This is a genomic window from Streptomyces sp. NBC_01454 (genome assembly GCF_036227565.1).
GTDB lineage: Bacteria > Actinomycetota > Actinomycetes > Streptomycetales > Streptomycetaceae > Streptomyces.
Genome location: NZ_CP109460.1, coordinates 7,728,993 through 7,742,961 on the forward strand (window position 1 = coordinate 7,728,993; position 13,969 = coordinate 7,742,961).

12 protein-coding genes are annotated in these 13,969 nt (G+C 74.0%); 7 read left to right on the forward strand and 5 right to left on the reverse strand.

All coding sequences use genetic code 11. The features are described 5' to 3' along the window. Positions 1 to 16: 16 nt before the first annotated feature. The 3 genes from OIU81_RS34020 (at position 17) to OIU81_RS34030 (ending at position 4,402) form a co-directional block, all read left to right on the forward strand. A complete protein-coding gene (locus tag OIU81_RS34020) occupies positions 17 to 3,079 on the forward strand; it encodes a non-ribosomal peptide synthetase (protein ID WP_329154040.1) in 3,063 nt (1,020 codons plus the stop codon). Next, entirely contained in the window at positions 3,076 to 3,702 is a 627-nt protein-coding gene (locus tag OIU81_RS34025; RefSeq protein ID WP_329154041.1) for a GNAT family N-acetyltransferase, read from the forward strand. Before OIU81_RS34020 ends, OIU81_RS34025 begins: the two co-directional genes overlap by 4 nt. A 193-nt stretch (positions 3,703 to 3,895) precedes the next feature. Continuing rightward, the gene (locus OIU81_RS34030; protein WP_329331534.1) at positions 3,896 to 4,402 is read left to right on the forward strand and encodes a hypothetical protein; all 507 of its coding nucleotides are present in this window, start codon (positions 3,896 to 3,898) and stop codon (positions 4,400 to 4,402) included. Here OIU81_RS34030 and OIU81_RS34035 read toward each other — a convergent pair. Genes OIU81_RS34035 through OIU81_RS34045 form a run of 3 tightly spaced genes read right to left on the reverse strand, consistent with a single transcriptional unit; the run spans position 4,360 to position 6,987 of the window. Further along, on the reverse strand, positions 4,360 to 5,139 hold the full coding sequence (locus OIU81_RS34035; RefSeq protein WP_443074177.1) for an FAD:protein FMN transferase: 780 nt from the start codon (positions 5,137 to 5,139) through the stop codon (positions 4,360 to 4,362). The genes OIU81_RS34030 and OIU81_RS34035 overlap by 43 nt on opposite strands. Positions 5,140 to 5,173: 34 nt before the next feature. Next, entirely contained in the window at positions 5,174 to 5,614 is a 441-nt protein-coding gene (locus tag OIU81_RS34040) for an FMN-binding protein (RefSeq protein WP_329154046.1), read from the reverse strand. Positions 5,615 to 5,625: 11 nt separating this feature from the next. Beyond that, positions 5,626 to 6,987, reverse strand: a complete 1,362-nt coding sequence (locus OIU81_RS34045) for a ferredoxin reductase family protein (protein ID WP_329154047.1) — start codon at positions 6,985 to 6,987, stop codon at positions 5,626 to 5,628. 156 nt (positions 6,988 to 7,143) lie between these two features. Here OIU81_RS34045 and OIU81_RS34050 point away from each other — a divergent pair, with 156 nt between their 5' ends. From OIU81_RS34050 to OIU81_RS34065, 4 genes are all read left to right on the forward strand, one after another. Further along, on the forward strand, positions 7,144 to 7,878 hold the full coding sequence (locus OIU81_RS34050; RefSeq protein WP_329154048.1) for a response regulator transcription factor: 735 nt from the start codon (positions 7,144 to 7,146) through the stop codon (positions 7,876 to 7,878). Further along, positions 7,875 to 9,338, forward strand: a complete 1,464-nt coding sequence (locus OIU81_RS34055) for a sensor histidine kinase (protein ID WP_329154050.1) — start codon at positions 7,875 to 7,877, stop codon at positions 9,336 to 9,338. Before OIU81_RS34050 ends, OIU81_RS34055 begins: the two co-directional genes overlap by 4 nt. A gap of 170 nt (positions 9,339 to 9,508) precedes the next feature. Continuing rightward, positions 9,509 to 10,129: a CBS domain-containing protein gene (locus OIU81_RS34060; protein ID WP_329154052.1), complete on the forward strand. Its 621-nt coding sequence runs from the start codon at positions 9,509 to 9,511 to the stop codon at positions 10,127 to 10,129. 79 nt (positions 10,130 to 10,208) lie between these two features. Next, on the forward strand, positions 10,209 to 10,913 hold the full coding sequence (locus OIU81_RS34065) for a response regulator transcription factor (RefSeq protein WP_329154054.1): 705 nt from the start codon (positions 10,209 to 10,211) through the stop codon (positions 10,911 to 10,913). 71 nt (positions 10,914 to 10,984) lie between these two features. Here OIU81_RS34065 and OIU81_RS34070 read toward each other — a convergent pair whose 3' ends face one another. Both OIU81_RS34070 and OIU81_RS34075 read right to left on the reverse strand, forming a co-directional pair. Continuing rightward, a complete protein-coding gene (locus OIU81_RS34070; protein WP_443074089.1) occupies positions 10,985 to 12,745 on the reverse strand; it encodes a GAF domain-containing sensor histidine kinase in 1,761 nt (586 codons plus the stop codon). Positions 12,746 to 12,847: 102 nt separating this feature from the next. Then, positions 12,848 to 13,717, reverse strand: coding sequence for a universal stress protein (locus OIU81_RS34075; RefSeq protein WP_329154057.1), 870 nt, complete (start codon positions 13,715 to 13,717; stop codon positions 12,848 to 12,850). Positions 13,718 to 13,969: the final 252 nt, after the last annotated feature.

Here is a 13,969-nt window from a genome sequence, read left to right on the forward strand (position 1 = left end):
CACGAAACGGATCGTCATGACCCCCCTCCAGCAGGCCCGCGTTGACGGGCAACCGGTGCCCGCACCGGCCCGCCCGCCCGGGAGCGGCCGCTTCGAGCGGCCCGTCTCACCCACCGAGTGGCTCTACCTCGCCGGCGGCCGGCTCGCTCCGCCGTTCGCCGTCCAGATCGTGATCGAGGGCAGCGGCAGCATCGGCCCGGACGCGCTGCGCCGGGCGGTCGGCGAGGCGTCCGACGCCTGCCCCGGGGCACGCCTGCGCCGCCGGGGCCGGATCTGGACCGACACCGGACGGCCCCCCGCCGTACGGACCGTGGACCGCCTCGGCGCGGCCCTCGGCGCCCCGCTCGCCCCGGGCGACGGCCGCAGCTGCGAGGTGGCCGTCCTCACCGGGGGCGCCACCAGCACGCTGATCTTCCGCGTCCACCACGCGGTCATGGACGCGCGGGGCGCGCTCGCCTGGATGGCGGACGTGTTCCGGGCGCTGCGGGGCGAGGCACCCGTCGGGGCCCCGTCACCGGTCCACGACCTCGCCCTGCTCGACGCGCTCGGCGGGACCCGGCGCGAGCCGGTCACCCCGCGCTGGCGCTCCCCGCTCGCGGGAGTCCGCCGCAGCCACCCACCGCGCTGGCAGCGGCGGACCCTGCACGGCACCCACCCCGGCCTGGTCGCGAAGACCGCCGCCGCCCTCGCGGACCTCACCCCGGGCGACACCCGGGTGATGGTGCCGGTGGACCTGCGCCGGCACCGCCCACAGCTGCGCTCCACCGCCAATCTCAGCCTCCCCGTCTTCCTCGACGGAACGGCGGGCGACCCCTGGGAACAGTGGCACGAGCTGCTGCTGCGGGCCCTGGCGGAGCGGCGCGAACTGTCCGCCGGCGAGGAGGAGTCGGCGATCCGGCTGCCGCTCGGCCCGCTCGCCGGACTGCTGACGGCCGCGCACACGGCCACCACGGCGGCCGGCCGCCACCCCTGCTCGGCCCTGGTCACCACCCTCGGACGGATCGCCCCGCACGAGGTGAGCGCCCCGGGCTTCGAGGCCCGCACCGTGTATGCACTGCCGGTCCAGGCGCCGTTCGTGCCGCTGTCGTTCACCGCCGTCGAATGCGCCGGCCGTACCGAACTGGTCATGTCCCACCCCGGCGGCCCCCGTGCGGACACCCGGGCCGCGGCGCTGCTGGACGCGGTATGCGAAGCGCTGTCGCCCCGTGCCCGGCGCCGCCCGGTGGCCGTGGGCCCGCGGCGTGCCGTTCCCCCGCTGACGCTGACGGACCTGCTGCGGCGGCAGGTCGACCGCGCCCCCGACGCGGTGGCGCTCACCGGGCCCCACGGCACGGTGACCTACCAGGAGCTGGACCACCGTTCCGACGTGGTGGCCGCGGAGTTGCGCGGCCGGGGCGTGGGCCGCGGAGCGGTCGTGGGGCTGCTCGCCGACCGCAGCGCGGAGGCCGTCGCCGGCCTGTGGGGCGTGCTCAAGGCGGGTGCCGCCTACCTGCCGCTGGATCCGGCGCATCCGCCGGCCCGGATCGCCGCGGTCCTGGCCGACGCGGGCGCCTCGCACTGTCTGGCCGGCCGGGAGTACCGGACGCTGCCGGGCCCGGACCGCTCCGTGATCGTCCTGGACGACCTGCCGGTGAGCGGCGCACGGCCGCACCCCGGGGCGGCCGCGCCGGACGACGCCGCTTACATCATCTACACCTCCGGCTCGACGGGCCGCCCGAAAGGCGTCCTGGTCGAGCACCGGGCGCTGGTCAACTACACGCACTGGGCCACCGACCGGTACCACCTCGATGCCGCCACCCGCTTCGCGCTGTTCACGTCACTGGCCTTCGACCTCACCGGCACCACGCTCTTCGCGCCGCTGGCCGCCGGGGGCAGCATCGCCCTGGTGCCGGACGAGCCCGACCACCGCACGCTCCGGCACCTGCTGACCCGCTCCGGCGCCAACGCCCTCAAGCTCACCCCCGCCCACCTCGACCTGATCACCACCCTCGGCCTCGAGCCGCACCCCTTCCGGGTGCTCGTGGTGGGCGGCGAGCAGCTGCGCGGCCCGGTGGCCGCGCGGGCGCAGCGGATGTTCGGCCCGGACTGCCGGATCGTCAACGAGTACGGCCCCACCGAGGCGACCATCGGCTGCGTCGTGCACACCTTCGACCCCGCGCGCGACGGCGACCTCCCGGCTGTACCGATCGGCCTGCCGGTGGACAACACCGAGGCGTACCTGCTGGACGCCGACGGCGGGTTCACCGCGCCGGGCGAGGTGGGCGAGCTCCACCTCGCGGGCGCCCAGCTGGCGCGCGGCTACCTCGGCCGGCCGGACCTCGACCGGGAGCGCTTCCTGCACCTCGCCGACGGCACCCGGGTGTACCGCACCGGCGACCTGGCACAGCTGACGCCCGACCGGGTGCTGCGCTATCTCGGCCGTACCGACGACCAGTTGTCGGTACGGGGCCACCGGATCGAGCCGGGCGAGGTGGCGGCGGCGCTGGAAGGGCACCCCGGCGTGAGCCGCGCGGTGGTCACCGCCCGCCCGCCGCGCGCGGGAGCCGAACCCGTGCTGTGTGCCTACGTCACCGGCACCGCCGCCCCGGACGCCGTGCGGGCGCACGCCGCCCGGCACCTGCCGCCCTACCTGGTCCCGGCGGCCGTCCATGTGCTGGACGCCTTCCCGTGGACGGTCAACGGCAAGGTCGACGTCCGGGCGCTCCCGGACCCGTTCACCCGCGCCCGTCCGGCCGACGACGCACGAGCGGAGCCCGGGCGGCCCGACGAGGCGGCGAACGGGCACCGGCCGTCCGGCCCCGGCGCCGACGCGGTGGAAGCGGCCGTCGCCGCGATCTGGTCGCGCGTCCTGGGCGACCCGGGCCTGCGCCTCGCACCGGAGGACGACTTCCACCGGCTCGGCGGCGACTCACTGACGCTGCTGCGCATGCTCGCCGCGGTCGCCACCGACGTGGTCGGCCCCGCCGGCGAGCCCGCCTTCGACGCCCGACTGCGCGACCTGATCCGCCGGCCCACCCTGGACCACGTCTGCGCCGCCGCGCGCACGGCGCTCACCACCCGACCCACGGAGCACCCATGAACACCCCCCTCACCGTCGAGTTCCGCACCGCCCGCCCGACGGACGCCGACCAGGTCGTCCCCCTGATGTGGGACTCCTCCCGCGACCTCCTCGACCGCACCATGGGCGGGGTGCCGGGAGGCCCGGCGGCCCTGCTTCGGCGGGACTTCCTGCGCGGACGCGGAATCTTCGGGCACGCCCAGCAGATCCTCGCGGTCGCACCCCAGGGCGAGGTGCTGGCCACCATGACGCTGTACCGGGGGAAGCGCTACGGCGCGCTGAGCCTGCAGACCCTGCTGTCCGCCGCCCGGTTCGGGCCCCGCTGCCTGGGGTCGGTGCTGCGCCGGAGCGCGGCCGTCTCCCGGCTGTTCGCCCCGCCGAGCGCGCACGCCCTCTTCATGGCGAACCTGTCCGTACGGCCGGCCCACCGCTCCCAGGGCTACGGCTCGTTGATGGTGCAACAGGCGGAACGCCTGGCCCGCGCCTCCGGCCTGACCCATCTCGAAGGGGATGTCTCCTGCTCCAACACCCGGGCCTGGGCGCTGTACCAGCGTCTCGGATTCGAGTCGCAGGGCGAACGGCACGACCGCCGCGGAACGGGGCTCGACGGCTTCCGGCGGATGCATCGCGCGGTGGGCGGATGACGCGAGCGCACCGGAGGGAACCGTGCGCGGGACCGGCGGGGAGCGGGCAGCACACGCAACCGCGACGCCGGTCCGGTGACCGTGCGCACGCGCCACGTCACCCCGCTCCCGGCCGCAGGTGCATCCCCGGCACACGTACCGCACGATGGGAACGAGAACCCACCCCCACTCCCTCAAATCCCCGGGATGTCCGATGACGGAGCTTCCAGGATGTGAGACCTCCGTGGTGAAGACCGTGCGGGTGACGCTCGTGCGGGCAGCGGTGGTCGTGGCCCTTGCCGGTGCCGGCGCCCTGTTCGGCGTCGTGCCGCCCGCCGGCGCCGCGGCACCGACGGTCACGGCCACGACGACCGCCCCGGCGCACGCCGTCGGGAGCGCGGCCCACCCAGCGGCCGCCCCGGCCCGGCAACAGCCCGATCCCATCGACGTGGTCCAGGCGTACTTCGCGGCCCTCAACAACGATGAATTCGAAGCGGCGTGGGCGCTCGGCGGGAAGAACACCTCGGGGCGGCCGTACGACGGCTTCGTGACGGCCACCCAAGGCACCGACCAGGACGTCGTCTCCGTCGACTCCGTGGTCGGCAACAAGATCACGGTGACCTTCGACGCGACACAGACCGACGGCTCGCACGGCCGGTTCACCGGTACGTACACCGTTCAGAACGGCGAGATCGTCACCGCCGACGTCCATCGCGCCTGACCACCGGGCGGACGCCGGCTTTCCGCGTCGGGAAACCCGCTGGTCCGCCACGTCCGTCCGTCCCGCAGGACGGCGAAACCCTCGTAGCCGTCCAGGTCTTCCAGCCAGTCGCGGGCACGGTCCCCCATGGCGAAGGCCGCCGTCGCGTAGGCGTCGGTCAGCGTCAGCCGGCGGCCGACCACCGTCACCGACGCGGGCCCGTCGGCGGGCGCGCCGGTGTGCGGGTCGAGGATGTGGGCACCGCGTTCCGCTGTCCCCGAGGTGGCGATGGCCAGGTCGCGACCGGTGACGACGGTGCACAGTGCGCCGGGGCGCAGGGGGTGGGCGATGCCGATGCGCCAGGGGACGCCGGGGGCGGACTCCCCGCTGAGCTGGAGGTCGCCGCCGCCGTTCACACAGGTGTGGCGTGCGCCCGCCGCGCGCAGCATCTGCCCGGCGCGTTCCACGGCCCACCCCTTGACCAGGCCGGACGGGTCGAGGGTGCCGCCCGGTGTCGGGCTGAACCAGCCGTCGGTGGCGTGGCGGGTCCGTGCGCAGAGGCCGAGGACCTCCCGTACCTCGGGGGAGCAGTCGTCGGGTCCGATGTCGCCCCGGGCGAGCCGGCTGATGACGCTGCCCGGACGATAGGTGGAGAAGACGTCATCGACGTGGTGGAGCCAGGCGACGGCGTCCCGCAGGGCGGCGGCGACGGCGGCGGTGGGTGCGTCGCGGATGTCGAAGGAGAACACGGTGCCCATCGCCCGCTCGGCATGGCGCAGCCCGCGCGGTTGCTCAGACACCGGCTTCGTCCAGTGCGCTCTGGAGGGACCGGACGTAGCCCGCGCTGGTGTAGCTGGCGCCGGACACCGCGTCGATATGCGCGCTGTGCACATTCAGGGCCTCATGTGTCAGACGCGGCAGGGCGTAGGCGGCGATCTCACGGTCGCGGCCGTTCCCGGAGGGCGCCCGCAGCACCTTGACGGCCGACAGCTGCCCGGCCTTGACGGTGATGGCGACCTGCACGGTGCCGTACTGGGTGGGAACCGGGGCCCCGGTGTAGGTGCCGTTTCCGTGGCCGGTGTTGCGGTGTGCCGGCCCGGTCGGTGCCGGTGCCGGAGCGGCCCCCGTCTGCGGTATCCCGCCGGCCGGACCGGTGCTGTGGTGGGGCTTGAGAGTGAGCAGCAGGACGACCAGGGCGCTGGTCGACGCGGTGGTGAGAGCGGCTCGGCGCACGCGGTGGCTCCTCAGAACTCGAACGACTCGTGGTGGATGTGACGGCGCGGTATGCCGGCGCCCCGCAGGGCACGCCGGGCGGCTTCGGTCATGCCGGGCGGGCCGCACAGGTACACCTCGTGCGCGGCCAGGTCAGGTATCAGGCGGAGCAAGGCGCGAGCCGTCAACGGGGAGGACCGGCCGCCCGGTTCGGTGACGACGTAGTGCACCCTCGCCCCGCGGGCCGCGGCGATGGCGTCGAGTTCGCAGCGGAGCGCGAGGTCCTCGGGCCGCCGCGCCCGGTAGATCAGGGTGACCTCGCCGGGGAGGGTCTCGAACAGGGCGCGCAGGGGGGTGATGCCGACGCCTCCCGCGAGCAGCAGCACCTTGTCGGCTCTGCGCCGCACGGCGGTGAAGGAACCGTAGGGCCCTTCGGCCCACACCCGGGTTCCGGGCCGCAGGAGTGCCAGGGCCGCGCTGTGCTTGCCGGCTTCCTTCACCGTGATGCGCAGGTGGCCGGGGAGCGGCGGTGCGGAGAGCGAGTACGGGTTGGCGGTCCACCACAGCCCCGGTGTCACGAAGCGCCAGCGGAAGAACTGGCCGGACTCGGCGCCCAGTTCGGTCAGATGCCGGCCGGTGAGATGGACCGAGACCACCCCCGGTGCCTCCTGGCGGACCTCGGCGACGCGGAGGCGGTGGCGCAGCGCCCGGCGTACGGGGAGCAGGAAGCGGAACCAGGCGATGAGTGCCGCCACGGAGAGGTAGAGGGCGTACCAGGCGAGCTGGGCGGGCCGGTTGCCGACGAAGTCGGCGCCGTTGGAGAGCTGGTGGCCGAAGGCGAGGAAGACGGCCAGATAGGTGGCGAAGTGGAGGTAGTGCCAGGTTTCGTAACTCATCCTGCGCCGGGCGGCCCGCGCCGAGACGACGGCGGTGGCGATGAGGAGCAGAAAGGCCGCGGTGCCCTTGAGCATGTCGGGATAGTCCAGGACGAGTGTGGTCGTCTGGTGCACCACGCCGCTGTGTGAGGCGAGCGCGTACCCCCAGATGATCAGCAGGACGTGGGCGAGGACGAGGGAGAGGGTGTAGCGCCCGCCCATGGCGTGCCAGCGGGCCAGCCGGTCCGTGCCCACGCGGTGGTCCAGCAGCGGAACCCGGGCCATCAGCGCCACCAGCACCGCGCAGCCGTATCCGGCGAGCAGCCCGGTGATCCGGCCGGCGCCGGTCAGCCAGTCCGCCGGGCTCACCACGGACGCGGTGCCCGCCCACCACAGGCCGAGCACGCCGGCGGCACCCGCCCAGACGGCGACCTGTGCCGCGAAGGGCACGAAGGAGGCCGGCCGGCGGGGGCGCAGGCTCCGGGCCGCCCCGCGGCGGGGGTGCGAGAGGGTGGTCATGCGGCTCCCTTTCCGTGGTGGGTGCCACCGTGGCAGCGCAACCTCTGAAGACTCTCTGAGTGACCCAGCACGGAGACCGGGCCCGCCGGATTCAGAGGAAACTCAGAGCGGAGCAGTAACTCCGCACCCCCCGGCACGGGGGATCCTGGAGTGACCATGGACAACCACCACACCACCGGCCACCTGCGCGGCGACGACGGATCAGCGGTCCGCGTCCTTGTGATCGACGACGAGCCGGACCTCACCGAAGTGCTGTCCGGCGCGTTGTCCGGCGAGGGCTGGGCGGTGCGCACCGCGGCCGACGGCGCCACCGCGCTCGCGGTGGCACGGACCTTCCGCCCGCACGCCGTCATTCTGGACTGGATGCTCCCCGACCTCGACGGACTGCGGGTGCTGCACCAGCTGCGCCAGGAACTGGAAACCGTCTGTGTGCTCTTCCTGACCGCACGTGACTCCGTCGAGGACCGCATCACGGGGATCACCGCGGGCGGTGACGACTACGTGACCAAGCCGTTCAGCCTCGAGGAGGTGCTGGCGCGGCTGCGTGGTCTGCTGCGCCGGGCCGGCATGGCGCGCGAGCCGGAGGGCAACCGGCTCGCCGTCGGCGACCTGGTGATGGACGAGGAGGCGAGGGAGGTCGTCCGGGGCGGTGACCTGGTGGAACTGTCCCGCACCGAATTCGAGCTGCTGCGCTTCCTGATGCGTAACCCGCGGCGGGTGCTGTCCAAGACACAGATCCTCGACCGGGTCTGGTCCTATGATTTCGGCGGCCGGTCACACGTCGTCGAGCTGTACATCAGTTATCTGCGCAAGAAGATCGACGCCGGCCGGGCACCGATGATCCACACGGTCCGGGGCGTCGGCTACGTCCTGAAACCGGAGGCGGCATGAGACGGCTGCTTCCGCGCACCCTGCGCAGCCAGCTCACCGCGGGCCTGGTCGCGCTCCTCGCGCTGGCCTGCCTGGCGGTCGGGGTGACCACGGTCTTCGCGCTCGGCGGCTTTCTCGTAGGACGGCTGGACCAGCAGCTGTCCGCGTCGGGCGGCCGGTTCGCGGCGAGCCTGGAACACGAGGCGCGGCCGGACACCGACAACCGGCCCGACACCCGCGGCCAGTCGGAGGGCACCTTCGGCGCACGGCTGCTGCGCGGCATCACGACACAGGCGGCCGTGGTGCGCGCGCAGACGGACGCCAAGGTGCCGCTCACCGCCGAGGACCGCCGGGCGCTGGCCGCACTTCCCCCGGACGGCACGGGGCACGGCATCCGGCTGTCCACACTGGGGCGCTACCGCGTCAACGCCGTGTCCGGGGACGACGGCGACGTCCTCGTCACGGGGCTGCCGCTGCATCCGGTCGAGGAGACCGTGCACCGGCTGGAGGCCGTGGAGGCCGGCGTCTTCGGCGGGGCCCTGCTGGTCACCGGGGTCGTGGGGGCGATGTGGGTACGGCTGTCCCTGCGCCCCCTGCGACGGGTGACCGCCACGGCCACGCGGGTCGCCGAGCTCCCCCTGGCCGGCGGCGAGGTGGCCATGCCCGGGCCGGTTCCGGTGGCGGACCCGCGCACCGAGGTCGGGCAGGTGGGCACCGCCCTGAACCGCATGCTCGGCCACGTCGGCAACGCCCTGGAACGCCGTCAGGCCGGCGAGGAGCGGCTGCGTCAGTTCGCCGCCGACGCCAGCCACGAGCTGCGCACCCCGGTGGCCAACGTCCGCGGCCACGCCGAACTCGCCCTGCGGCACCGAGGGCCGGTCCCCGGGGAGGTGCGGCGCGCCCTGGACCGCATCCAGTCGGAGTCGGAGCGGATGAGCCGGCTGGTGGACGATCTGCTGCTGCTCGCCCGTCTCGACGCGGGCCGCGCTCTGGAACGCACCCCGGTGGATCTGACCCGCCTGGTGCTCGACGCGACGGACGATGCGCGGGCGGCGGGCCCTGACCACCGGTGGCTGCTGGAGCTGCCCGAGACGGTGGTGACCCTCACCGGAGACGAACACCGGCTGCATCAGGTGATCGGTAATCTGCTCGCCAACGCCCGCAGTCACACGCCCGCCGGGACCGCGGTCACGGTGCGGCTCGTGGCGGATGAGCAGGCCACTCGGCTGAGTGTGACGGACGACGGGCCGGGAATTCCGGACGAGGTCCGCCCCGAGATCTTCGGCCGCTTCGTCCGGGCGGACCACAGCCGTTCGCGTGCCGCGGGCGGCACCGGGCTCGGGCTCGCCATCGTGCACGCGGTGGTGACCGCGCACGGCGGCTCGGTCGCCATGACCAGCCGTCCCGGACGCACGGCGTTCACCGTGACCTTCCCCGCGGCCTCGTCCCCCGCGGCCTCCTCCGAGGGCTCCGGGCACTGAAGGGGCCGACCGGACGGCACCGGAAGGGACCGGACGGCCCCTGTCCGGCTCCGGCGTCCCTCTCCACGCTGGAAGTGTGAGCGGGGCCGTATCGCGCCGGCCGGCCGGACGGCTGCGCCAGTGTGTCGTGGAGGCCGCGCGGCCCCGGTACGGACGGAGAGAGGCCACAGATGAAGCGCCGACGGGTCGGGAGCGTCATGACCGGGGACGTCGTCCGTGCGTACCGCGGGACACCGGCCGCGGACATGGCGCGGTGGCTGCGGAAGTACGACATCAGCGGCCTGCCGGTGGTAGATGGCGATGACAAGGTGATCGGGGTCGTCTCGGCGACGGATCTGGCCGCTGTGCGGCACAGGGCCGCCGGTGCGGCGGCGGGTCCGGTGGCGGGGGAGTTGATGTCGGCTCCGGCCCGTACGGTCCGCGCCGATGACTCCGTGGTCCGTGCAGCGCGCCTCATGAGCGCCGGCGGCATGGAGCGGCTTCCCGTGGTGGACGAGGAGGCGCGGCTCGTCGGCATGGTCACGCGGCGCGATGTGCTGCGGCTCTTCGCCCGGCCGGACTCCGCCATCCGCGACGAGGTGATGGACGAGATCGTGGTGCGGGCGTTGTGGCTCAGCCCGCAGAGCGTGCAGGTCTCGGTCCATGACGGCCTGGTGACCGTGGCGGGGAGCCTGGAGAGCAGCGGCCAAGTGGCCGTCGCCGTACGGATGATGCGGCAGGTCGACGGCGTCACCGCGGTCGTCAACCGCCTCAGCTACCGGCACGAGGCCCCCTACCGGCAATCCGTGTAGAGAGCCCATCCTTGGCACGCCGATACGACAGGGGCCACGATGGGAAGCGGGGCGGACCTCGTACCCACCGGAGGGCGCCATGGGCAACGCGGAGGGCTTCTCGCCGGAGCGGCCGATCCGGGTGTTCCTCGTCGACGACCACGAGGTGGTCCGGCGTGGTGTGCAGGACCTGCTCGATGCCGAACCCGACATCGACGTGGTGGGGGACGCCGGCACGGCCGGCCATGCGCTGGCCCGCGGCCCGGCCCTGCGGCCGGATGTGGCGGTACTGGACGTGCGGCTGCCGGACGGCGACGGCGTCTGCGTGTGTCGTGAGCTGCGCTCGCGCATGCCGGGGCTGGGTTGTCTGATGCTCACGTCGTTCGACGACGACGAGGCGCTGCTGGACGCCATCATGGCCGGTGCGGCCGGTTATGTGCTGAAGGAGATCAAGGGGGCGGACCTCGTCACCGCGGTGCGGACGATCGCCTCCGGCCGTTCGATGCTGGATCCGGCCACCACCAGACGGCTGATGAGCAGTCTGCGGGGCGAGGACACCGAGGCGGAGCCCGCGGCGGACGCGCTGTCCGTACTCTCCCCGCGCGAGCGGGAGATCCTCGGCCTGGTCGGCGAGGGTTTGACGAACCGTCAGATCGGTAAGCGGCTCTACCTGTCCGAGAAGACCGTCAAGAACTATGTCTCGCGGCTGCTCGCCAAACTCGGGGTGGAGCGGCGCATCCAGGCCGCCGTCCTCGCCACCCGGGCCACCGCCGGACCATCCGACGTGGCCGCCGGCCCGCACTGAGCCGTGGGGCCGGCGCCACCGCCTGCCTGCCTACGGGGCCCCCTCCGGCGGGCGTCCCCCCTTATCCCCCCTTAGGGGAAGGGCAGAGGTACGCGCCACACCAGGCGGGTGCCGCCTTCAGGGAACGCCTCGACGGTCATCGCGCCGCCCAGGCTCTCCGCCCGCCCGGCCAGATTGTCCAGCCCGCTGCGCCGGCCGCCCCTCGGCATGCCCACCCCGTTGTCCGTGACCGTCAGCGTCAGGCTCCCGCCGCGGACGACGAGGGAGAGGTCCGCGGCGGTCGCGTGGGCGTGCCGGGCGATATTGCTCAGCGCTTCGCCGAGGACGGCCGGCACCTGCTCGGCGATGCCGGCCGGTACGTCCGTGTCGATGAGGCCCTCCATGTGGAGGGCCGGGGTGAATCCCAGCGTGCGGGTGGCCTGCTCCGCCGCGGTGACCGTTTGGACCCGCAGGCCGTGCGGTGCCCGGTCGGTCTCGTGCGCGCGGAGCCCGAAAATGGTGGACCGGATGATCTTGATGGTCTCGTCCAGATCGTCCACCGCCCGCAACAGCCGCTCCCTGGCCTGCGGATGATCGACGAAACGCAGCGCGCCCTGCAGCGTCATACCCGTCGCGAAGAGCCGCTGGATGGCCAGGTCATGCAGGTCGCGGGCGATGCGCTCATGGTCCTTGAGCAGCGCCAACTGCTCGGCGCTCCGCCGCTGTTCGGCCATCTCCATGGCGAGGGCCGCCTGACCCGCGAACGTCGGCAGCGGCGCGGTCTCCGGCTCGGTGAACGGCTCACGGCCGTGGAGCCGCGCCAGCAACAGCACGCCGTGCACCCGCTCGCCGGTGATCATCGGAACGGCGACCGCGGGGCCCAGGCCCGCCCAGCGCGGCGGGCCGGCGGTGATCCGGGGGTCGTGCTCAACGTCGAGGCTGGTCACGGGAGTTCGGGCGGTGAACGCCGCGCCGACGAACGAGCCGCGGCGGGGCAGGACCAGACCGCGGTGCGCCTCGGCAGCCACGCCGACGGCGAGCGCCACCCGCACACTGTCGTCGCCCTCGGGCAGCGCCAGCACGCCGAGATCGGCGGACAGGATGCGCACGGCGTGGTCCACGATCGTCTCCAGGACGTCGGCCCCGCCCGCGCCGGGCAGCAGACCGGCGACGATCTCGCCGTTGGCCGCCAGCCACCGCTGACGGTAGCGGGCCTCCTGGTACAGACGGGCATTCTCGATGGCCGCACCGGCCGCCACCGCGAACGTCGACAGCACGGTCTCGTCGTCGGCGTCGAATTCCCCGCCCCCGCGCTTCTCGCTGAGGTAGAGATTCCCGAAGACCTTGTCGCGGACCTTGACCGGCGCCGCGAGGAACGACCCCCTCGGCGGGTGGCCCGGTGGGACGCCGTACGACGCGGGGCGCTCGACCGTTTCGGCCGGGCCCAAGGGTGCGGGATGCCGGATCAGCTCACCCAGGACCCCGTGGCCCGCCGGCAGCCCCCCGAGGGCCGCCGCGGCCTCCTCCTCTTCCTCCGAGCTGCCGACCGTCAGGAGCTGCGCGATCCGGGTGTCGTCCCCGAGCACGCCGAGCGCCCCGTATTCGGCGTCCACGAGCACGACCGCGGCCTCGACGATATGGCGCAGAACCTGCGGCAGCTCCAGCCCCCGGCCCACGGACAGCACCGCTTCCAGCAGCAGATGCGGCGGTCCGCCCCCGCTCCGCTCCACCGCCCGGAGGCGCTCTTGCAGCTCGTCCGGCAGCGCACCCAGCTGCGACGGCGCGTTGCCGGCTCGGCCAGGTCTCTCGTCACCCACGGCGCCCTCCGGTGCGGCCGCGCCAGGGGCGGTCACACCGTCCACGGTAGTGACCGCGGGCGGGCGGCTCACCTCGAACGAGGCGAGGTCCGGGAGCACCGCACGACGCGCGGGTGGCGCACCAGCCGTTCCCGCTCGTCAGGTGTGCGGGACGATCGCCACGGGACACGGGGCATGGTGGACGGCAGCCTGTACGACATGGCCGATCCGTGGGGGCAGCAGCCGCCCCCGGTGCCGGCGGCCGACCACCAGGAGTTCCGCGTTCGCGCTGCTGTGCAGGAGTGCGGAGGCCGGATTCTCCATCACCACTTCCTCGTGCACCGCGACATCCGGGAACTTCTCCCGCCACGGCTGCAACGCCCCGGCCAGCTCGTGCCGTGCGTCGCCCACCGCCTCATCCGCGGCGCTCTGCTCCACCCCGCCCCCGCGGTTGTAGGCGTACGAGGGCAGATGCCTGCCGTGCACGGCGTGCAGCGGGACCGCCCGCCGCGCCGCGGTCTCGAAGGCGAACGCGAGTAGCTCTTCGCAGGCGGCGTGCAGGCCGATACCCACGGTCACCTTCCCGTGCGCGCTGTCGGCGGGCGCGTCCTGCCGGGTGCGCACCAGCACCATCGGTGTCTCGGTCCGGGTCACCAGCTCCATGCCGGTTTCCCCCAGGGTGAAACGCGCCGCGGCACCCAGCCCCCGGGAGCCCATCACCAGCAGATCCGACTGCCCGGCGGCCTCGGTCAGGGCGTCCAGCGGGTCCTTGCGCACCGCACCGACCTCCACGGGGAGATCCGGGCAGGACGACCGGATCGCCGCCTGTGCCTCCTCGATGATCCGGCGCGGCCAGTAGTTCTGCTCCGCGTCCTTCGACAGCGTGCCGTCCGGTGCGAGAACGAGCAGGACCCAGGCGTGCAGGAGCCGCAGCCGGGCCTGCCGCAGCGTCGCCTCCCGCGCGGCCCACACGGCCGCGGCGAGCGACTGCGGGGTGCCGTCCAGACCGACGGTGATGAGGTTCGTCATGACGTGCTCAGCCTCCTCCGGCGGATGCGGCGGGGCGGGCCACCCAGGAGCGGTGTCGGGTCCTCGGCGGCCGGGACGACGCGTCGTCATGGCGGCCGGCGCACTGCCCCGCATCTCCAGAGTGATCGGAGCGGCCGCCGCGGGGCAAGAGCCACTCGGTCCCCTCGGCGGCCGGCGAGGCGCGGCCGGTCCGGCAAGCCCGCCCGGCCCGTCCGCTCCCCGGCAAGAACCCCGCACGGCCCCCGCCGCGGA

What these genes read in the sequence shown, in the direction of transcription:
- OIU81_RS34020 (WP_329154040.1), top strand. Translation starts at nt 17, where the DNA reads ATGACCCCCCTCCAGCAGGCCCGCGTTGACGGGCAACCGGTGCCCGCA.
- OIU81_RS34025 (WP_329154041.1), top strand. Translation starts at nt 3,076, where the DNA reads ATGAACACCCCCCTCACCGTCGAGTTCCGCACCGCCCGCCCGACGGAC.
- OIU81_RS34030 (WP_329331534.1), top strand. Translation starts at nt 3,896, where the DNA reads ATGACGGAGCTTCCAGGATGTGAGACCTCCGTGGTGAAGACCGTGCGG.
- OIU81_RS34035 (WP_443074177.1), bottom strand. Translation starts at nt 5,139, where the DNA reads ATGGGCACCGTGTTCTCCTTCGACATCCGCGACGCACCCACCGCCGCC.
- OIU81_RS34045 (WP_329154047.1), bottom strand. Translation starts at nt 6,987, where the DNA reads ATGACCACCCTCTCGCACCCCCGCCGCGGGGCGGCCCGGAGCCTGCGC.
- OIU81_RS34050 (WP_329154048.1), top strand. Translation starts at nt 7,144, where the DNA reads ATGGACAACCACCACACCACCGGCCACCTGCGCGGCGACGACGGATCA.
- OIU81_RS34055 (WP_329154050.1), top strand. Translation starts at nt 7,875, where the DNA reads ATGAGACGGCTGCTTCCGCGCACCCTGCGCAGCCAGCTCACCGCGGGC.
- OIU81_RS34060 (WP_329154052.1), top strand. Translation starts at nt 9,509, where the DNA reads ATGAAGCGCCGACGGGTCGGGAGCGTCATGACCGGGGACGTCGTCCGT.
- OIU81_RS34065 (WP_329154054.1), top strand. Translation starts at nt 10,209, where the DNA reads ATGGGCAACGCGGAGGGCTTCTCGCCGGAGCGGCCGATCCGGGTGTTC.
- OIU81_RS34075 (WP_329154057.1), bottom strand. Translation starts at nt 13,717, where the DNA reads ATGACGAACCTCATCACCGTCGGTCTGGACGGCACCCCGCAGTCGCTC.